The sequence below is a fragment of the Mesorhizobium sp. RCAM 05099 genome (assembly GCF_059683685.1).
In genome coordinates, this window is record NZ_CM185035.1 from 240,642 (window position 1) to 260,655 (window position 20,014).

At 65.0% G+C, this 20,014-nt stretch carries 17 protein-coding genes and 1 pseudogene; 6 read left to right on the forward strand and 12 right to left on the reverse strand.

What is annotated here, in order from left to right; translation table 11 throughout:
• Positions 1-84: 84 nt before the first annotated feature.
• The 4 genes from AC56QQ_RS01125 (at position 85) to AC56QQ_RS01140 (ending at position 4,032) form a co-directional block, all read left to right on the forward strand.
• Complete coding sequence (locus tag AC56QQ_RS01125; protein ID WP_497125228.1) at positions 85-1,254, forward strand: AI-2E family transporter; 1,170 nt, start codon at positions 85-87, stop codon at positions 1,252-1,254.
• A 70-nt stretch (positions 1,255-1,324) separates the two neighbouring features.
• Positions 1,325-2,158, forward strand: a complete 834-nt coding sequence (locus tag AC56QQ_RS01130) for an arylamine N-acetyltransferase family protein (RefSeq protein ID WP_497125229.1) — start codon at positions 1,325-1,327, stop codon at positions 2,156-2,158.
• A complete protein-coding gene (locus AC56QQ_RS01135) occupies positions 2,155-3,156 on the forward strand; it encodes an LLM class flavin-dependent oxidoreductase (protein WP_497125230.1) in 1,002 nt (333 codons plus the stop codon). Before AC56QQ_RS01130 ends, AC56QQ_RS01135 begins: the two co-directional genes overlap by 4 nt.
• Positions 3,157-3,237: 81 nt before the next feature.
• Positions 3,238-4,032, forward strand: a complete 795-nt coding sequence (locus tag AC56QQ_RS01140; RefSeq protein ID WP_497125231.1) for an inositol monophosphatase family protein — start codon at positions 3,238-3,240, stop codon at positions 4,030-4,032.
• A gap of 45 nt (positions 4,033-4,077) precedes the next feature.
• Here AC56QQ_RS01140 and AC56QQ_RS01145 read toward each other — a convergent pair whose 3' ends face one another.
• The 6 genes and pseudogenes from AC56QQ_RS01145 to AC56QQ_RS01170 form a co-directional block, all read right to left on the reverse strand.
• Positions 4,078-4,539, reverse strand: a complete 462-nt coding sequence (locus AC56QQ_RS01145; protein ID WP_497125233.1) for a MarR family winged helix-turn-helix transcriptional regulator — start codon at positions 4,537-4,539, stop codon at positions 4,078-4,080.
• Positions 4,536-5,120, reverse strand: a complete 585-nt coding sequence (locus AC56QQ_RS01150; protein ID WP_497125234.1) for an amino acid synthesis family protein — start codon at positions 5,118-5,120, stop codon at positions 4,536-4,538. Before AC56QQ_RS01150 ends, AC56QQ_RS01145 begins: the two co-directional genes overlap by 4 nt.
• Positions 5,113-5,997, reverse strand: coding sequence for a UPF0280 family protein (locus AC56QQ_RS01155; RefSeq protein WP_497125235.1), 885 nt, complete (start codon positions 5,995-5,997; stop codon positions 5,113-5,115). The genes AC56QQ_RS01150 and AC56QQ_RS01155 overlap by 8 nt, the downstream gene beginning before the upstream one ends.
• A pseudogene (locus AC56QQ_RS01160) lies at positions 5,997-7,537 on the reverse strand (6-hydroxynicotinate reductase). The gene AC56QQ_RS01155 and the pseudogene AC56QQ_RS01160 overlap by 1 nt, the downstream one beginning before the upstream one ends.
• The gene (locus AC56QQ_RS01165; RefSeq protein ID WP_497125236.1) at positions 7,534-10,308 is read right to left on the reverse strand and encodes a molybdopterin-dependent oxidoreductase; all 2,775 of its coding nucleotides are present in this window, start codon (positions 10,306-10,308) and stop codon (positions 7,534-7,536) included. The pseudogene AC56QQ_RS01160 and the gene AC56QQ_RS01165 overlap by 4 nt, the downstream one beginning before the upstream one ends.
• Positions 10,305-11,165, reverse strand: a complete 861-nt coding sequence (locus AC56QQ_RS01170) for an FAD binding domain-containing protein (RefSeq protein WP_497125237.1) — start codon at positions 11,163-11,165, stop codon at positions 10,305-10,307. Before AC56QQ_RS01170 ends, AC56QQ_RS01165 begins: the two co-directional genes overlap by 4 nt.
• A gap of 270 nt (positions 11,166-11,435) precedes the next feature.
• Here AC56QQ_RS01170 and pncA point away from each other — a divergent pair, with 270 nt between their 5' ends.
• The gene (gene pncA / locus AC56QQ_RS01175; RefSeq protein ID WP_497125239.1) at positions 11,436-12,050 is read left to right on the forward strand and encodes a bifunctional nicotinamidase/pyrazinamidase; all 615 of its coding nucleotides are present in this window, start codon (positions 11,436-11,438) and stop codon (positions 12,048-12,050) included.
• 46 nt (positions 12,051-12,096) lie between these two features.
• Entirely contained in the window at positions 12,097-13,506 is a 1,410-nt protein-coding gene (locus AC56QQ_RS01180) for a sodium:proton antiporter (RefSeq protein WP_497125241.1), read from the forward strand.
• Between the two features lie 3 nt (positions 13,507-13,509).
• Here AC56QQ_RS01180 and AC56QQ_RS01185 read toward each other — a convergent pair whose 3' ends face one another.
• From AC56QQ_RS01185 to AC56QQ_RS01210, 6 genes are all read right to left on the reverse strand, one after another.
• Positions 13,510-14,244 (reverse strand): ABC transporter ATP-binding protein, encoded by a 735-nt coding sequence (locus AC56QQ_RS01185; RefSeq protein ID WP_497125242.1) that lies wholly within the window; start codon positions 14,242-14,244, stop codon positions 13,510-13,512.
• Positions 14,241-14,966 (reverse strand): ABC transporter ATP-binding protein, encoded by a 726-nt coding sequence (locus tag AC56QQ_RS01190; RefSeq protein WP_489858927.1) that lies wholly within the window; start codon positions 14,964-14,966, stop codon positions 14,241-14,243. Before AC56QQ_RS01190 ends, AC56QQ_RS01185 begins: the two co-directional genes overlap by 4 nt.
• Entirely contained in the window at positions 14,963-15,925 is a 963-nt protein-coding gene (locus AC56QQ_RS01195) for a branched-chain amino acid ABC transporter permease (RefSeq protein WP_497125244.1), read from the reverse strand. The genes AC56QQ_RS01190 and AC56QQ_RS01195 overlap by 4 nt, the downstream gene beginning before the upstream one ends.
• On the reverse strand, positions 15,922-16,803 hold the full coding sequence (locus tag AC56QQ_RS01200; RefSeq protein WP_497125246.1) for a branched-chain amino acid ABC transporter permease: 882 nt from the start codon (positions 16,801-16,803) through the stop codon (positions 15,922-15,924). The genes AC56QQ_RS01195 and AC56QQ_RS01200 overlap by 4 nt, the downstream gene beginning before the upstream one ends.
• A gap of 213 nt (positions 16,804-17,016) precedes the next feature.
• Complete coding sequence (locus AC56QQ_RS01205; RefSeq protein ID WP_489858924.1) at positions 17,017-18,321, reverse strand: ABC transporter substrate-binding protein; 1,305 nt, start codon at positions 18,319-18,321, stop codon at positions 17,017-17,019.
• A 154-nt stretch (positions 18,322-18,475) separates the two neighbouring features.
• On the reverse strand, positions 18,476-19,915 hold the full coding sequence (locus AC56QQ_RS01210; protein WP_497125247.1) for a hypothetical protein: 1,440 nt from the start codon (positions 19,913-19,915) through the stop codon (positions 18,476-18,478).
• Positions 19,916-20,014 lie beyond the last annotated feature (99 nt).

The window sequence follows — 20,014 nt, forward strand, 5'->3', positions numbered from 1 at the left end:
TGCCGGCTAACGGAACCTTGAAGCCACGCCGGCGTTTTCCGTCGACGGACTGCACCAATTGCGGTGCGCCGCCGAGGGACCACGATGAAAGCCGACCCCGCCGCTTCGGGCGCAGGCGTTGCCGATGAGCTGGATCCGCGCGTCGAGGCACGCGCGGACACGCATCTGATGCGTTCGCTGCTCGTCGGCATCTTTGTGTTCATGACCATCTATGCGCTTTACTTCGCCCGCGCCTTCTTCATGCCGGTGATTCTCGCTTTCCTGCTGGCCTTGACGCTGACGCCGATCGTCCGGCTGCTGCGCAAGCGCGGCATTCCCGAAGTGGTTTCGGCGACCCTTCTGGTGCTGCTGTCGATCTGCGTTTTCGCCAGCGCCGGCTACCTGCTCAGCGGCCCGGTCATCGACCTCCTCAACAACACCTCGTCGATCGGCCAGCAGCTCACCGAGCGACTGGCACAATTGCGGCGTCCGCTCGAGAGGATCATGCAGATCTCGCATCAGGTCGAACAGATGACCCAGACCTCGCAGGAGCCGGGCATACAGAAGGTGGCGGTGGCGCAGTCCGGCATCCTGTCGGCGGCCGCCAGCAACATCCTGTCGGCGGGGACAAGCCTCACCATCATCTTCGTGCTGTCGCTGTTCCTGCTCGCCTCCGGCACGATGTTCTACGAGAAGATCATCCAGTCCTTCGCCAGCCTCAGCGAAAAGAAGCGGGCGCTGCGCGTCGTCTATGACGTGGAGCGCGAAATCTCGCATTACCTGCTCACCGTCGCCATTATCAATGTCGGCCTCGGCACCGTCATAGGTCTCGGCCTGTGGGCGCTCGGCATGCCCAACCCGCTGGTCTGGGGCGTGGCTGCGGCGCTGCTCAACTTCCTGCCCTATGTCGGAGCACTGATGACCATCGTGCTTGTCGCGATCATGGCGCTGATCAGCTTCGACACCATCTCCTATGCCCTGCTGGCGCCGGCCTTCGTGCTGTTGTGCGATATCGTCGAAGGCCAGTTCGTCACACCCATGGTGGTCGGCCGGCGCCTCGAGATCAACGCCGTGGCGATCTTCATTGCCATTGCCTTCTGGTCATGGCTCTGGGGCTTCGTCGGTGCCTTGATGGCGGTGCCGCTGCTGGTTGTCATCAAGGTGTTCTGCGATCATTTCGACGGGCTCAGCCATGTCGGCAATTTTCTCGCCGCGCAGCAGACGGCGGTGGTGGTGGAGGAGCCGGCCGAGGAGGGCGGCAAGGCCCCCGCATAATCGGCGGACCGTGTTTGCGGCACCCGGATCGAATGCCTATATCCGGCCAGTCAATGCCGGTGCCTGTCCCATGAGCGATACCCCCTTCGATCTCGACGCCTATTTCACGCGCATCGGCTATGCCGGTTCGTGGGATGCGTCGCTGGACACGCTCAAGGCGCTGCATCTCATGCATCCGCGGGCCATCCCCTTCGAGAACATCGATCCGTTCCTCGGCAGGCCGGTTCGGCTCGACCTCGCCTCGTTGCAGGACAAGATCGTTGCCGGCGGTCGCGGCGGCTACTGCTTCGAGCACAATCTGCTTTTTATGCATGCGCTGAGGGCGCTTGGTTTTCAGGTCGGCGGCCTTGCCGCGCGGGTGCTTTGGGGCCAGCGAGAAGACGCCATCACGGCGCGCGGCCACATGCTGCTACGCGTCGAACTCGACGGCCGCACCGTCATCGCCGATGTCGGGTTCGGCGGCCTGACCTTGACCGCGCCGCTGCTGCTCGATCCGGGCCGCGAACAGACGACCCCGCACGAGACCTTCCGCATCGTCGAGACGGACGATCATTTTCGATTGCAGGCGGCCATCGGCGGCGACTGGCGCTCGCTCTACCGCTTCGACCTGCAGCCGCACTATGAAGTCGACTATTCCGTCACCAACTACTTCCTGTCGACCAACCCGACATCGCATTTCCTCTCTTCGATCCTCGCCGGGCGTGCCCTGCCCGACAAACGTTACGCACTGCGCGGCAATCGCCTGTCGATCCACCACATTGGCGGCCGCAGCGAGCAGAAGGAAATAGCCACGGAAGCCGAACTCGCCGACACGCTGCAAGGCCAACTCGGCATCGTCATTCCCGACCGCGCCGCCTTCGAAGCCAGGCTGCGCGAAAAGAACATCGTGGAGACCAACGCATGACTGACCTTTCCGTCCTCGACCTGTCGCCGATCGTCGAAGGCAGCGATGCCTCGCAGTCGCTCGCCAACTCGCTCGATCTTGCACGCCATGCCGAGCGGCTGGGCTACAAGCGCTACTGGCTGGCCGAGCATCACAACATGCCGGGCATCGCCAGTGCTGCCACCGCGGTCGTCATCGCCCATGTCGCCGGTGGCACCAGGACCATTCGCGTCGGCGCCGGTGGCATCATGCTGCCCAACCATTCGCCGCTGGTCATAGCCGAACAGTTCGGCACGCTGGCCGCCTTGCATCCGGGCCGCATCGATCTCGGCCTTGGCCGCGCTCCCGGCACCGACATGGGCACCGCGCGGGCGCTGCGCCGCAACCTCGAGGCAGGGGTCGACAATTTCCCACAGGACGTCGTCGAGCTGATGGGTTATTTCCAGCCGGCCGAGGAGGGCCAGCGTATCCGCGCCGTGCCGGGCGAGGGCCAGAACGTGCCGATCTGGATTCTCGGCTCCAGCCTCTACGGCGCCCAACTCGCCGCCATGCTTGGCCTGCCCTATGCGTTCGCCTCGCATTTCGCGCCGGCGGAACTGGACAATGCGCTGGATATCTACCGCTCGCGCTTCCAGCCGTCGGACCAGCTCGACAAGCCGCATGTCATGCTCGGCCTCAACGTCTTTGCCGCGCCCACCGATGCCGAGGCGCGATTGCTGTTCACTTCGCTGCAGCAGGCCTTCGTCAATCTGCGCACCGGCAGGCCCGGAAGACTGCCGCCGCCGGTGGAGAACTATGACCGCGATCTCGATCCGATGGCCAAGACCATGCTTGACCAGGCGCTGTCCTGCGCCGTCGTGGGGTCCCCGGAAACGGTCAGGCAAGGCATCGACGCCTTTGTCCGCCGCACCGGCGCAGATGAGCTGATGGTCACCGCGCAGATCTTCGACCACACGGCTCGGGTGCGGTCGTTCGAGATCCTGGCCGAGGCCCACAAATCGCTGTCGCAGGCGGCCTGAATTTATCGGCCGCCAAGTGCTTTTGCCGACATCGATGCTCTGCTAAGTGCGGTGCATCCATAGGCAGGAGCGAGCTTTCCCGTGACACATGATCTCGACGCACGCGTGCAGTTCGCCATCGATCTGGCGCGGCGGGCCGGTGAACTCGGCCTGAAATACTTCCGCGATCTCGACAGCCTGACCATCGAGAGCAAGGGTCATCAGGACCTGGTCTCGCAAGCGGATCGCGAGGTCGAACTGTTCATCCGCGCCGCCATTGCCAAGGACTATCCGCAAGACGGCATCGTCGGCGAGGAACATGCCTCGGTCGCCGGCTCGACGGGCTATGTCTGGGTCATCGATCCCATCGACGGCACCGCCAATTTCGTGCGCGGCATCCCGGCCTGGTGCGTGGTGATCGCTTGCGCCAGGGACGGAGAGACGGTGGTTGGCGTCATCCACGAGCCGTCGACCGGCGAGACCTTCCATGGCAGGCTCGGCGGCGGCGCCTTCGTCAATGGCAAGACGATCAAGACAAGCGCTGCCACCAGCCTGCAAGAAGGGTCTGTCGGGACCGGATTTTCAAACCGGGCGGAAACCGAACATGTCGCCGTGTTGATCCGCATGCTCCTGGCCGAAGGCGGCGTCTTCTTCCGCAACGCGTCCGGTGCCCTGATGCTTGCCTATGTCGCCGCCGGCAGGCTGCTTGGCTATGTCGAACAGCACATGAACGCCTGGGATTGCCTGGCCGGCATGCTGTTGATCGAGGAGGCCGGCGGCAAAATCATCAAGCCCGATCCGAAGACCGTGTTGCAGGACGGGACGCTGGTGATATCAGGCGGCAAGGGTGTCTTTTCGAAGCTGCAGGAGCTTTCTTCGGAGGCGTTCAGGCTCTGATCCTGATCCAGCCTGCTCCCTGGAATGAATCCGGATTGTCTCCGCTCAGGCCAGTTTGGCCAGCAGCTTCATGAAGGTGGCGATCTCCTTGGCCGAGAGCGGCGCCAGCGTTTCCTGGGTGATCTCGCGGGCCAGAGGGATCAGGCGTTCGACGGCGTCGCGGCCCTCGGCGGTCAGGTTGACCAGCAGCCGCCTCTTGTCGACCTCGTGCTTGGAGAGCTCGACCAGGCCGCGCGCCTTCAGCCGGTCGATGACGCCCTTCACCGTCGCCGCATCCATGGCGATCAGCGTGCCGAGCTGATTCTGCGAGGTCTCGCCGACGTCGCGCAGCTTGGCGAGCGCCGCGAATTGCGGCGGCGTCAGATCGGCGATGCGCGCGGCAAAGATCGAGACATGGCGCTGATGCGCCTTGCGCAGGATGAAGCCGACCTGCTCCTGCAGGCGATAGTCGTTTTCGTCGGCCTCTTCGGCCTCGACCAGCTTGAGCAGATTGTCCTCGCCGCTCACCGCAGCCCGTCCCAGGCCTTGATATCCTTGGCCGCCAGGCCGCCCATGCGGTCGTGCACGCGCGGGCCGCAGGTCATGGCGAGGCAGAACAGGATCTCGTCGGGGCGCGGCCCGTCGCTGATGCCGACTTCCATGGCGTCGAAATGGCTGCGCACATAGGCGGCGTTGATGTGGCCGAGCGGCACGTCGAGTCGCGAGCCGAAGGCGCCGACCTTCTTCGCCGACGGCACGATCGCCTTGGCGTCGCCGAGCCGCTCGCGCATGGCGTAGCCGCCCGGCACATGCCAGAGCGCGCCGTGCTCCAGCTCGCCTGATGTGCCGACAATAGCCCCCTTGCCGTAGCCGTCGATCTGTTTCACGTCGCCGCCGAGGGCCGCGATCAGTCGGTCGGCGAGCAGCAGCCCGAGCGGCTTCAGGTCATCCATGGCGCTCTGCAAGTCCTCGACATAGCGCCCGGCGAACGGGTTCTTGACCAATGCCATCGTGGCGGCGCGCCGGCGCGGAACCGCGGCCACCGGCCCGCCCTCGTGAAAGATTTCTTCGGTCAGAACCGCGATCTTGCGGATCGGAAACTCAGGCATGGGCAACTTCCTTCCCTGGGATTTTGTTGGGCGCGGCGAGTGCAACGGAGCCGCTGATGCGGGCCTCACCGCCAAGAAACAGGGCCGATCCGGCAATCAGCCCGCGCCGTCGAAAATCTTCGGCGACGGCAAGGCCATTGTCCAGCGCCCGTGCCACCTCGCCAAATGCAAGCGTTCCGACGGCCTGTGTCACCAAGCGCGGGCCGAGATCGCTGTCGGGCGACAGTTCGTGTGCGGGAACGCGCTTGATGGCGGGATTGCCGGGCAGGTCGACGGCGTTGGCAATGAGCGTCGCCGCCGCATCGGCCTCGGCGCCAGTCCGCGCGAGAACGGTGACGGCGTCGGCAATGCCAAGCGAGAAGGAGCGGCCACGCCAGCCGCTGGTTGCAACGCCGCGAACGCCATCTTCTGAGCGAATGGTGATCCGGTCCGCCATGCCGTTGCCGGTGCCGGCAACCGCCAGGCCCATCGACTGGCCCCTGCCGATATGGAGAGCGCTGTCGCCACCATTATTGACATAGGCGCGATCGAGCTTGCGACCGGCAAGCAGCGCGGCGAGCATTTCGTCGGCTACCGATCCAGCAACGGCCGCCATTGGTGTTATGAAGCATTCCGCCAAGGGCATGACGGCTGCTTCCATGCGGCGCGCCGTCGGGCCGGCGAAGGTACGCGGCGCCAAGAAAAAGGCCGGGAGCCGCAATTCGGGAAGCTCCTCGACCAACTCGATCAGGATCGTCTGGAAGCGCGCAACCGCCTGCTCATAGGCCCGGCGGCATTCGCTCGCATCGCCAAAGGCCTCGACAATCAGGTCGATCGGCCCATGGTTGAGATGCAGCCGCCTGCCGCCCTGCAGCCAATGTGCTTGCGGGCCGTTCATCATCCGGCCCCGTTCGTCGGCGTGCGGTGCAATTGCGCCAGCGGCGGCCATGGATTGCCGGCCACCGCATCCGTGCCGCGGCGCGGGTTGAGATATTCGCCACCCTTGGCAACGATATCGTCGACGCTGCGGATCTCGGCCTCGTAGCCGCCGAGCCTGATGTAGTCGTCGCGGCGCAGTGTGAATTCGATCGGCGCCACCAGCGCCGGGGTCGGCACATAGCCGAAGGCGCCTTCCGGCACCCGGGTGACATCCACCATCAGCGTGATGCCGCCGCCCGGCCAGACATAGACCGGCGCGCCGCCGACCGTCACATAGGTGGTCAAGCCTTGCACGGAACGGGTGAGATTGACCGGGTTCTCGGTGACGCCGGCGCGCAGCGATCCGCCGGCGCCGCCGATGAACAACACGGTGCACAGCGCCGGCTCGCAATTCTCCTCGATCAGTCCGACGGACTTTTGCAGCCGCTCCGGAAACGGCTTCCGCTCCGGCTTCAACGCATCGTCGAGCTCGTAATAGGCGAACTGCTCGCCGGTAGTCGAAACCATCAGCAGCGACAGGCCCGGCCGCGCACCCTTCTTGGCATTCCACTCGCCGAGGATCGACAGCGGGTCGGATATGCTGGTGCCGCCCCAGCCGAGGCCGGGCTCGGACACCTTGAAATAGCGGCCGGTGTAGAACGGCGCCCGATGATCTTGATCCCGGTATCCTGCCAGCCCAGCACCTTGCCGGCCTGATGCTCGGAAACGACGCCGGTGATGTGGTCGTCGACCACCACAACCTCGTCGACGAGGCCGCGCCATTGCGTGGCGAACATGCCGATTGTCGCCGAGCCGCAACCGACGCGCATACGGTGTTCCTGCTTGCCGTCGATGACGGGTGGCTTGCCGGCTTCGACGATGATGGTGGCGCCGCCGTCGATGGCGAGTTCCACCGGCTTGCGGTTGCACAGATTGAGCAGCGCGTCGCAGGTGGCGCGGCCTTCCGCCTTGGAGCCGCCGGTCAGATGATGCACGCCGCCCAGCGACAGCATCTGCGAGCCATATTCGCCCGTGGTGACATGGCCGATCGCCTCGCCTTGTGACCGCACCACAGCCGTTTCGGGTCCGATATGACGGTCGGTGTCGATCTTCACCTTGACGCCGCAGTAGGAGAAGATGCCCTCGGTAACGACAGTGACGAGATCGACGCCTTCGACCTCCTGGCTGACGATGAAGGGGGCCGGCTTGTAGTCGGGATAGGTGGTGCCCGCACCGATGGCGGTGACGAAGCGGCGGCCGGTGTTGACCAGTTCGCCGTCCCATGCCTCGCCCTCGGCGACGAACGGCACCACGGCGGCGCCTGTCTCCGCCGCATGGTCGAGGATGGTCAGCGGGTCCATCCGCACGATCCTGCCGCCGACATTGCCGTAGCGGTCGCAGGCGCCGGTGCGGCCATCGGCGATGTAGCACATCACCGGGCAGGCATCGCAGCGGATCTTCTCCGCCACCAGCTTCTCTCCGGGATCATGGGTTTCGAAGCGTTCGGCAAGCTCGCTCATCGGCGTGCCTCCTTGTCGCGGATGGCGGCGCGGATACGCGTCGGCGTCGCCGGAACCTTGGTGACCAGGACGCCGGTGGCGTGCCTGATGGCGTTGAGGATCGCCGGCGCCGTCGGGATCAGCACATGCTCGCCCAGGCCCTTGGCGCCGAACGGGCCTTCCGGGTCGGGAACCTCGATCAGGATCGTCTCGATCGGCGGCACGTCGCCGATGGTCGGGATGAGATAGTCGTGCAGGTTCTCGGTGCGGCCGGGAATGTACTCTTCCATCAGCGCCATGCCGATGCCTTGCGCGATGCCGCCCTCGATCTGGCCCTCGACCAGCAGCGGGTTGATCGCCCTGCCGACATCGTGCGCGGCGGTGATCTTGATTAGCTTCACCGTGCCGAGCCTGAGGTCGACCTCCAACTCGGCGATCTGCGCGCCGTAGCCGTAGACCGCATAAGGCTTGCCCTGGCCCTTGGCATCGAGCGGCAGTGTCGGCGGATCGTAGGTCTCCTCGGCGCGGAAGACGAAGCCATCGGCATCCTCGTCAAGAGCAGCAAGCTCGATGCGGCGGGCGGCGTCACCCTCGCGGATGACGATCGCCGAGCCGTCCAGCTGCAGGGACGCCTTTTCGGACACATTGGCAAAGCGCAGGATCTTTTCGCGCAAGGCGCGGCCGGCCTTCTCGGCCGCCTTGCCGGTGACGAAGGTCTGGCGCGAGGCCGATGTCTTGCCGGCATCGGGGGTGATCGCCGTGTCGGCGCTCCTCAGCCTGAATTTTTCCAGAGGCAGGCCAAGCGCGTCGGCGCAGATCTGGGTTATCACCGTATTGGAGCCCTGGCCGATATCGACGGCGCCCTGGTGCAGGATGATATCGCCGGAGGGCGAGATGCCGACCCTGATGGTCGACGGATTGGGCAGCGAGGTGTTGCCGCAGCCGTACCAGCAGGAAGCGATACCAACGCCGCGCTTTCTATTTATATTAGCAATATTGAATGTATATGCATCGGCGTTCGCGCGCGCCCAATGCGGGCGCAGGGATTCGAGGCATTCGGCGATGCCGACGCCGGAGTCCAGCCGCTGCCCGGTAACCGTTTCGGAGCCGTTCCGAAGGCAGTTCTTCAAGCGAAAGTCGAGCCGGTCCATGCCGAGCTTGCCGGCCAGTTCGTCGTAGAGCGTCTCCTGCATGATCGTCGCTTGCGGCACGCCGAAGCCGCGGAAGGCGCCGGAGATCGGGCCATGCGTGTGGATGGCGCGGCCCTCGGCGCGGTAGTTGGGCGTCGCATAGGGGCCGGACGCGTGCACCGGCACCCGGTTGGCCACGGTCGGGCCCCAGCTGGCATAAGCGCCGGTGTTGAAATCGCCGGCAAAGATCATGCCGATGACATGGCCGTCGGCATCGGTGCCGATGGTCGCCTTCATCTCCGAGGGATGACGCTTGGTGGTCGACATCATCGATTCGTTGCGGGTGTAGGCGAGCGCCGCCGGGCGTCCGGTCTTCAGCGCCACCAGCCCGATCAGCGGTTGTAGCGACACGTCGAGCTTCGAGCCGAAGCCGCCGCCGGTCGCGGTCGGCACGATGCGCACCTTGTCGGCGGCGAGGCCGAGCACCTTGGCGGTGTCGTCGCGGTCCATATAGGGTGCCTGGGTGCAGGCGATGACGACCAGCGTGTCGCCGTCCAGATATGCATAGCCGGCTTCCGGTTCGATATAGGCATGCTCGACATAGGAAGTGTCGATCGCGCCGGACACGGTGACGGCAGCGCCGGCAAGCGCCGCCTCGGGGTCGCCGCGCTCGACGAAGCCTGAGGTGAGCAGGTTCGCCGGGCGGTTGTCATGGATCAGCTTGGCACCGCTGGCCTGCGCTTCGCAGGGCTGCAGGAGATGCGGCAATTCGGTCCATTGCACCGGGAAGTCCGACAGGTCCAGATCGAGCATGGCCTCGCGCTCGCCGGCAACCAGCGCCACTGCTTCACCACGAAGGCGCACAAACCCTTCGGCCAGCGCCGGCTGGTCGGCGAACGGACCGATGACGCCGAAACAGTTCTTTCCCGGAATATCGGCCGCGGTGAACACACCGGCGATGCCTGGATGCTGCTTCGCCCAGCCTTCGAGATCGCCGAACGCGAAGCTGGCGTGATAATGCGGCGAGCGGACCACCAGCACGGCCAGCGCATCGGCGGGGAAGGAATCGGCACCGAATTTTTCACCGCCAGTGACTTTCGGCACACCGTCGAGCCGGACCGGGGAGGAGCCGATCGCATGGCCGGATTGGGGCAAGCGGAAATCGAGGCCGGCTGCCTGCAAGGAGGCATCCATCACCGCCGCGATGATCTTCCGGTAGCCGGTGCAGCGGCAGAGAATGCCGCCCAGCGCATCCTGCACCTCGGTCTCGGTCGGGTTGGGCTTCTTGTCCAGCAGCGCAGTCGCTGCAACAAGCAGGGCCGGCGTGCAGATGCCGCATTGCGCGGCGCCATGGGCGAGGAACGAGGCCTGCAACGCCGACAGCCGGCCATTGGCGAGTCCCTCGACGGTCGTAATCACCGTCTCCGCGGCGGAAGCCGCCGACATGAGGCAGGCGCAGACCGGATCGCCGTCGACCAGCACCGTGCAGGCGCCGCAATCACCGGCGTCGCAACCGACCTTGGTGCCGGTCAACCGCAGGTCGTCGCGCAGCACAGAAGACAGCCGGCGCAGCGGCGGTACGTTGACCGAGATGGCGGCGCCATTGACCTCGAAGGTGATATCGGCGCGATCCAAACTCATGCCGGGCTGAGTGTCGCTCATGCCGCCACCTTGTCGCCTGCTAACTGCCCTGTAGCGGCAAGAACGGCGCGGGCAACGATCTCGCGTACCGCATCGAGCCGGTATTCGGCGCTGCCGCGCACATCGGCGATCGGCGACAGTTCAGCCATCGGCGCGGACAGGACCGCATCGGCGATCGACGGGCCGACAGCCAGCCCGCGCAAGGCGGCCTCGACGCCCGCAAGTCGCTTGGCCACCACGGAGCAAGAGCCGGCGGCGACGGCCGCATCCCTGACAGCGCCGTTCTCGACGACCAGACGTGTCGCCACCATGGCGATGGAAATGACGAGATAGCGCCGCGCGCCGAGCTTGACGAAAGCCGACATGCCGGAGGCGGCAGGCTTAGGGACGCGGATTGCCGTGACCATCTCGCTTGCCTGCAAGGCAGTGCGGCGATTGCCGAGAATGAAATCTTGCAGGGGCAGGTGGCGGGTCGCCGCTGCCGAACGCAGCTCGACCTCGGCCTCGAGCGTCAGCAGGCCCGGCACGCCATCGGCGGCCGGCGAGGCGTTGCAGAGATTGCCGGCGACCGAGGCGACGTTCTGGATCTGCGCCGAGCCAACCTCGGCCGCCGCCTGTTTCAGCGCATCGAAGGCCGGCGGCAACGGATGGCGGATGATGTCGGTCCAGGTCGTGCGCGCGCCGATGACCCAGTGGCTGTCGGTCTCGGCGATGCCGCGCAGCGCGGCCGGGCCATTGATGTCGAGGACATTGTCACGGAAGGGCTTGCTGCCTTGCGCCGGGTAGAAATCGGTGCCGCCGGCAAGGATACGCCAGGCGCCCTCGCCGAGCAGAGCGAGCGCCTCGTCGACCGTGGTGGGTTTCGCGTAACGGATCACGCTTTACCTTCCAGAAAAGAGGGTCTTCCAGAAATGGGTGTTTCGAAAGACCTTGCCAGCCTCGGAGCTGGCGAAATTCATTCGTATGCAAATGATATCAAGCCGGCGGGAATTGTCAAAGCCGGAGTTTGCGGCCGCTCGGCCGGCACGCATTTGTTATGTCGCCAGAGGTTGACGCAGCCGCCCATCTGGTCAAGTTTCTGCGTCCGGTCGCGTCCGCGGCACTTTTTCACTGGAGCACGCTCCCAGGACAGCCCACAAGGAAGCCCCATGGCCGACGAAGCGCTTGTTGTCATCGACCTGCAGAACGACTTTTGCCCGGGTGGCGCGCTGGCGGTTGCCGGTGGCGACGAGATCGTGCCGCTGGTCAACGATCTGATCCGGCGAACCGACCATGTCGTGCTGACGCAGGACTGGCATCCCGCCGGCCATTCGAGCTTTGCCTCCAGCCATCCAGGCTCGCAACCCTTTACGACGATCGAGATGCCCTACGGCCAGCAGACGCTGTGGCCGGATCATTGCATCCAGGGCAGTATTGGCTCGGATTTCCATTCCGGCCTCGCCTGGACCAAGGCCGAGCTTGTCATCCGCAAGGGATTCCGGTCGGAGATCGACAGCTATTCGGCCTTCTTCGAGAACGACCGGACGACGCCGACCGGCCTTGCCGGCTATCTGCGCGAGCGCGGCATCGACAGGCTGACACTGGCCGGCTTGGCGACCGACTTCTGCGTTGGCTTTTCAGCGCTGGACGCCGTCAAACAGGGGTTCAAGATCACCGTCCGCCTAGATGCCTGCCGTGGCATCGATCTCAATGGTTCGCTTGAAGCAATGCTGCAGCGCATGCGCGACGCCGGCGTGACGCTCGAAGACCATTTGTCGGACTGAACGGACAGTGGGGCGTCAGGGGGGCTTCTTGCGGGTCACAGGGGGGATGGCGGGCGCTGCGATCGCCGTCGCGCTGCTGTTTCCAGCACAGGCTTTCGCGGTAGAGGAACACGGCCTGCCCGGCGCAACGATGTCGCTGTGGTGGGCGCTGCCCTTTGCCGGCCTGCTCTTGTCGATTGCCACGGGGCCGCTGCTGTTCCACCATGTCTGGGAGCATCACTACGGCAAGATCACGGCGCTTTGGGCGGCACTGGCGGTGGTGCCGCTGATCGCGGCATTCGGTGCCCCCGCGGCCATCGAAGCCGTGCTGCATACCGTGCTCACCGAATATATGTCGTTCATCATCCTGCTGTTCGCGCTGTTCACCATTTCGGGCGGCATCCTCCTCGCCGGCAACATCCATGGCACGCCGCTGGTCAATGCCGGACTGCTGCTGGTCGGCGCCATTCTCGCCTCCATCATCGGAACGACCGGCGCCTCGATGATCCTGATCCGGCCGATCCTGCGCGCCAACGACGCCAGGCGGTTCAATGCCCATGTCGTCATCTTCTTCATTTTCCTGGTGTCCAACATTGGCGGCTCGCTGACGCCGTTGGGCGATCCACCGCTGTTCGTTGGCTTCCTGCGCGGCGTCGACTTTTTCTGGACAACGACGAACCTCTGGCGCGAGACGCTGTTCGTCAGCGGGGTGGTGCTGATCGTCTTCCTGGCGATCGACAGCATCCTGCATGGCCGCGAAGCCGGCGCGCCTAAGATCAAGGACCCCACGCCGGACAAGACGGTGCGCCTGCGGGGGCTGCCCAACATTCCGCTCTTGGCCGGCGTGATCGGTGCGATCCTGCTGTCGGCAAGCTGGAAGCCGGGCGTGAGCTTCTCCATCCTCGGCGTCAGCCTCGAGCTGCAGAACCTGATGCGCGACGCCATCATCCTGGCGCTTGCCTTCCTTTCGCTCGCCGTCTCGCGCAAGAGCCACCGGGAAGCGAACGGCTTCAACTGGGGCCCGATATCGGAAGTCGCGAAACTGTTTGCCGGCATCTTCATCTGCATCGTGCCGGTCGTCGCCATCCTCAGGGCAGGCCACGAAGGCGCGTTGGCGCCCTTGGTCGCGCTGGTCACTTCGCCAACTGGCCAACCCAACGACCTCGCCTATTTCTGGCTGACCGGAGCGCTGTCGTCCTTCCTCGACAATGCGCCGACCTACCTGGTGTTCTTCGAACTCGCCGGCGGCGATCCACGGCATCTGATGACTGAAGCCGCCCCGACATTGGCGGCGATCTCGGCCGGCGCAGTGTTCATGGGCGCCAACACCTATATCGGCAACGCACCCAACTTCATGGTCTATGCCATTGCCGGGCATCGTGGCGTGAAAATGCCGGGCTTCTTCGGCTACATGGCGTGGTCTGGCCTCGTGCTGATCCCGACCTTCTTGATCGCCGGATTCCTGTTCTTCGGGTGAACCTCACCCGACGCCGACATAGCGCCTGACCGCGGACGGATCGGCGCGCAGTTGCTCGACATCGACCGTCTCGCGGTTGCGGCCATTCTCGATGAAACACACGCGGTCGGCGACGGACAACACCGCATCGACACGCTGCTCGACCAGGATGGTGGAGACGCCCATGCCGCGCAGCTTCGCCACCGTCTCGCGGATCTTGGCGATCATCGACGGCATCAGGCCTTCGGTCGGCTCGTCGAGCAGCAGCACCCGCGGTTCGAGGCAGAGCGCGCGCGCCATGGCCAGCATCTGCTGCTCGCCGCCGGACAGCGTGCCGGAGCGCTGCCTCAGCCGCTGGCGCAGCAGTGGGAACAGGTCGAGCACGTTTTCGCGCGTCGCCTTGCCCTTGCCGCGCGCCATCAGCCCGATCTCGATGTTTTCGGCCACCGTCATCTCGGCGAACAGCCGCCGGCCCTGCGGCACATAGGCGACGCCGGCCTTCGGCACCTCATGCGCCGGCAGCCCGGTCAATTCCCGGCCGTCGAGCCTGATCGAGCCGGCGCTTGACGGAACCAGTCCCATGATCGCCTTCAGCGTCGTCGTCTTGCCGGCGCCGTTGCGGCCGAACAGGCACAGCACCTCGCCCTTGTTCAGCACGAGATCGAGACCGTAGAGCACCTGGACCTCGCCATAGAAGCAGTCCAGTCCCGAGATCACCAGCGCCTCGGGCTTTGTCTCCGCCTTGTTCGTTTCGGTCATGGGGCGGTCCCCAGATAGGCCTCCTGCACCGCTGCGTTCTCGCGGATCGCTTCCGGCGTGCCTTCGGCCAGGATCTTGCCGGCGTTGAAGACGGTGATGCGGTCGGCCAGATGCATGACCACAGGCATGTTGTGTTCGATCAGCAGCACGGTGGCGTTTTTGGCGATCTCGCGCACCAGGGTGATGAAATTGTCGATCTCGCCGTCGGCCAGCCCTTGCGTCGGCTCGTCGAGGATCAGCAGGCGCGGCTTCAGTGCAAGGCCCATCGCCACTTCCAGCAGGCGCTGATGGCCATAGGACAATTGTCCGGCCGGCATGGCGGCTTGGTCGGCAAGGCCGGTGCGTTCGAGCGCCGCCATGACGGCGGCCTGTATCGCGCTCTTGGAAGGGCCATGCCGCAGCGTCAGTTGCGCGGGCAGCGCGACGTTGGCGTAAACGGACAGGTTGGCATAGACGCTGGTGATCTGGAACGTGTAGGCGATCCCCTGGCGGACCCGGACGTAGGCCGGCTGGCTGGTGATGTCGGCGCCGTCGAAGACGATCATGCCGGAAGAGGGCTGGATACGGCCGCTGACCAGGCTGACAAAGGTGGTCTTGCCGGCGCCGTTGGGGCCGATGACGGCGCGGATCTCGCCCGGCATCAAGGTGAAATCGACATTGTCGACGGCGCGCAGGCCGCCGAAATTGCGCGACAGGCCCTTGGTGATCAAAAGTGGCATCATGGCAGCCACCCGAGCCAGCGCTGGCGGATGCTGCCGAGAATGCCCTTGGGGAAAAACAGCACCAGCAGAATCAGTGCGATGCCGACGATCAGCAGATAGGCGGAGGTGTAGCCGCTGGTGATGTCGATGACATAGTACATGAACAACGTGCCGATCAGCGGCCCGAGCGTGGTGGCGGCGCCGCCGAGCAGCACCCACAGCAGCGGCAAGATCGAGTATTGCACCGAGGCGAAGCTCGATCCGACATAGCCGAACAGCAGCGCGTAGGCAGCGCCCGAGGCGGCGCAGATAGTGCCGGAGACGACGACGGCCGCGAGCTTGTTGGAGAAAGTGTCGTAGCCGAGCATCTTCGTGCGTTCCTCGTTCTCGCGGATGGCGACCAACACGCGGCCATAGCGGGAGCGGACGATGGCCAGCGTGATCAGCAGCACGATCGAGAACAGCGCCAGCGCTGTCATGTAGCGCACGGTCGGGTTGGTGAGGTCAAGCGCGGTCGCGCCGAAAGTGAGGACACGCGCCGGCTGCGGCACGACCATGCCCTGGTCGCCACCGGTCCACGCCGCGAAGTAGAGGATGAGGAGGTAAAAGACCTGCGCGAACATCATGGTGACGATCATGAAGGCGACGCCCGTGGTGCGCAGCGCCAGCAGCGCGATGACCAGGGCCAGAACCGCGCCGCAGGCAATCCCGCTGAGCATTGCCGCCGACACGCTCCAGCCGAGCTGGATGACGGCAAGGCCGGCGCCATAGAGCCCGGCGCCGAAGAACATGGCATGGCCAAGGCTGAGCAGGCCGACATAGCCGAACAGCATGTTGTAGCCCATGGCGAAGACCGCCAGCACCATGATGCGGGCGAGCAGGCCGTGATAATAGTCCGGCAACAGGAAGCTCAGCACGAAGAGCAGCGCGATGACGCCGAGATGCAGCGCATAGGCTCTTGCCGGCGAAGCTTCGCTCATCGCGATGCCGTCCCGAACAGGCCCTGCGGCCGGAACACCAGCACCATGGCGACGAGCAGCGTGGCGATGATCTTGGCCAGCGTCGGCGAGAAGAACATCGAGATGATGCCGTCGGACAGGCCGATCAGCACGGCGGCGACGACGGTGCCGCGCAGCGAGCCGAGGCCGCCGATGATGACGACGATGAAGGACAGGAGCAGCGGATCCTGCCCCATCAGGTAATGCGCCTGGCTGATCGGCACGATCAGCACAGCGGCGACAGCCGCCAGCATGGCGCCGAGCGCGAAGACGCCACCATAGACGCGGTCGACCGGAATGCCGAAGGCCTGCGCCATCTCGCTGTCATACTGGGTGGCGCGCATGATGAGGCCGATCTTGGTCCGGGTCAGCACCAGCCATGTCGCCACCAGCATAAGCGCCGATGTGGCGATAACAGACAGTTTGTATCCGGAATAGCCAAACCACGGCAAAAGGATGCGGTAGCTGAACGGCGGCTCCACCGGACGCGCCTCCGGACCGTAGAAGGTCAGCGCCAGCTGCTGGATGATGTAGAGCATGCCGATGGTGGCAACGATGGTGGCTTCGGGATTGTAGTTGAGCCGGCGCAGCACCAGCTGTTCGGCGATCAGCGCAATGGCGCCGACGATCAGCGGCGCAATCACCAGTGCCGCCAGGAAGCCGAGCGCCGGGTGGCCGCCGACCGCCGTGGTGATCGCCCAGGCCAGCACCGCGCCAAGCATGAAGAACTCGCCATGCGCGACGTTGACGACCCGCATCACGCCGAACACCAGTGACAGGCCAAGCGCCGTCAGCGCCAGCACGGCCGAGGTGACGAGGCCTTCCAGGGCGGCGAGGAGGAGGTGGGGTCCGAAGTGCATCGGCTATGCACCGGCGGATGCGCGAGGCACCCCCTCTGCCCTGCCGGGCATCTCCCCCGCAAGGGGGGAGATTGGATGTCGTCGCTGGTTTGGCCAATCGTCAACGCGGGCAGATGGGCGCTGCCGTACAGACTGCCGATCTCCCCCCTCGCGGGGGAGATGTCCGGCAGGACAGAGGGGGGTGACTTGGCGTTCACGCTGGCTGGAATGAGCCTAAAGCGCCTGCGTCGTGTAATCCCCTTCCGGCTCGTAAAGCCCGTCCTCGATCTTGGTCTTGTGGACGACCTTCAGCTTGCCGCCTTCGACCTTGGAGATGTTCTGGATGCCGAAGCACTGGTGGATCTTGCCGTTGAAGGTCTTTGGTCCCTGCGGATGCTCGGGTCCCTCGGCGAACTCGGTCAGCGCTTCAGTCGCCTCGACCAGCTTCGCGCGATCTTCCGGCCCCTTGTAGCCGGCGTCTTCCATCGCCTTCTTGACGACGTAGAGCGTCTCCCAGCAGCCGAACATGTGCGAGGCGGTGGAGATATCCTTGGGATCGCCGACGGCGGCGCCATTGTCGTCGATACCGACGGCGGCGCGGTAGGCCTTCTGCGCGGCGGAATCGTCAGGCTGCGCATAGCGCGGCGAGCCTTCCCAGAAATGGCTGCCGTCGAGGAATTCGAGGCCGGGGCTGTTGATGTCGGTGGCCTCGAGCGAATCCATGAAGCCGAACAGTTGCGGCCGGTTGGAGCCGTAGAACTCGCCGAGTTCCTTGACGAAGGTGAGCACCGCAGGGCCGACCATGACGTGGTAGATCACCTCGGTCTCGGCCGGGATCTGCGGGAAATATTTGGTGAAGGAGGATTCCGTCGGCGGGATGGCGATCTGGGCGATGACATCGGCGCCTTGCGCCTTCAGCGCCGGCGGCAGGTAGTCGCGGTGGTCGTAGCCGAAGGCGAAATCAGGGAAGATCTGCGTCACCTTCTTGCCGGCATTGGCCGCGATCCACGGCGCCATCGACTGGATCTGGCTCTTCACATCGGTGATGCCGGGCTGGAAGACATAGCGGTTGAGCTTGGTCGAGGCGACATGGTGGCCTTCGCTGACGACGAAGTAAGGGATCTTGGCCTCGCCTGCGGCGGGCGCCGAGCCGATGACGACATGCGAGAACAGCGTGCCGAACACAATGTCGGTCTTGTGCTGGGTGGCAAACTTACCGACCACCTCGGCGCCGCGGCCGGGATCGGTGCCGTCATCCTCGATGATCACCTCGACCTGACGGCCATTGATACCGCCGGCGGCGTTGATCGCCTTGACCGCGGCGGCGGTGGTCTTCTCGTACCAGCGGCCATAGGCGGCGCCGATACCGGTGCGGTGCGACTGGAAGCCGATCTTGATCGGCGCCGAGCTCTGCGCCTGCGCGTAACGGACGAAACCCGGGGCAACAGCAAGGCCGGCGCCTGCGGCCAGCCCCTTCAGCGCCGTGCGACGGGTAAGGGCAGTCTTGGAGAGGTCGAAAAATCCGTTCTTGTCAGCCATGTTCGTTCCCCTGTTTTTCAATCTTGACCAACGATAAGGCGGCTTCGGCATCCTCGCTCAGAGGGTGCAAAAAATTGCATGTGTACAAACTAAATCACCAAAGCCTTGATGTGGCAAGCGAGCTTTCCCCAACGACATCGGGGCGGCCCTTTTCTCATCCGGCGGTCGGCGTGGCAAGCAACCAGAGGCCGAAGACCGTATAGGCGATCATCAGCACGGTGAGCGGAAACTGGCTGAGTGCGGCACGCACCGGTATCGGGTGCAACCGTCCGGCGAAACCGTGGGCGACGAGGACGGCGAGCACATGGCCGAGGACGATGGCGCCTGCCTGGAGATTCCACAGCCACCACGCGGAATCCGCGCCGGCAACGATGCCGGCCTCGATCTGCATATCGGCGGTGCCGAACAGGTTCCAGCCCAGCGCGAGCGGGTCGGACAGCGCCGCAAGCGCGTATTGGCCGTCGACGAGCAATGCCGTCAGATAGTGGGCGACATGATATGCGAGAGCGATCGGCACGATCGACCACACCAGTAGGCCGGCTGCCTTCCCCGGAGCCTGTTCGTTGCCCGCAAGTCGCCGGCCGAGCAAGACAGCAAGCATGAACACCGCCGCCAGCAGCACGAAGGTCAGGACAAGACCGAAAGTGCCGCTGCCGATCATGGCGGTGCGGCCGGGGAACTCGAGCGGATTGATACCGAACAGGCCGAGCCAGAAAAAGGTTTTCGACAGGCCGTCGAAGGACACCGACGACAGGGCCAACAACAGAAACGCGATGCCGCTGATCGGCAGCGGCTCGGCGGCGAGCAGTTTGGCGCCCGGCCAGCACAGGCCGAGCCGGCCGGTTTCGTCGCGCTCGACGACGGCGAAGCGCGCCACCATCGAGAAGAAAACCGTCAGGAATTCGCCGTTGCGGCTCCAGTCGCGGTAGCCGACCACCAGCATGGCGAGGAAGGTGAGCAGCCAGTAGAGGCCGGCGGCGGCGGCCAGCCGTGCCGGATCGTCGGGAGCCGGATCGATGAGTTCGAACCAGGCAAAGGCGAAAAACAGGATGACGGCTGGCCAGCAGCCAAGCCAGCGGGGAACGCGCCATGCTCCTTCATGGCCTGCGCCGAACAGCCGTGACACGACGCGCCACGGCCCATACCATGGGTTCAGCCATGACCAGAGATCGCCGAAGACACCTTGTAGCAGCGTGGCGCCGGCCCACAGCAGGGTCCAGACTACCAGAGGCAGCGGGTTGGAGAGTGGGTCGCGGCTGCCGAGGACGCCGGCGGCGATCAAAATTGCAAAGCCGGCAAAGGATATCAGGCTGACGGCGACCCGGGCGCTGTCACCGAGCCTGAAAAGCGGCAGCCGGCGGCGCCAGAAGCGCTCAAGCCAGTCCGCCGGCAGCAACGCCAGAACGAGGAAACTGACGGCCACGGCGAAGGCGCCGCCGGCCAGATAATAGCCGGTGGGCAAGAGAAGGACATGGCCACGGTCGGAGGCATGGGCGAAGGCGGGGGTGGGTAGAAACGACGTGAGGAGAGCCAGCCAGACGAAATATCCTCGCCCACCGCGATTCTTCACACCCCCCTCTGTCCTGCCGGACATCTCCCCCGCAAGGGGGGAGATCGGATGGCATCCCCGCTTTCGCAAATTGTCGACGTTGCAGGAAAGGCGCCAACCCAGCGATCTGCCAATCTCCCCCCT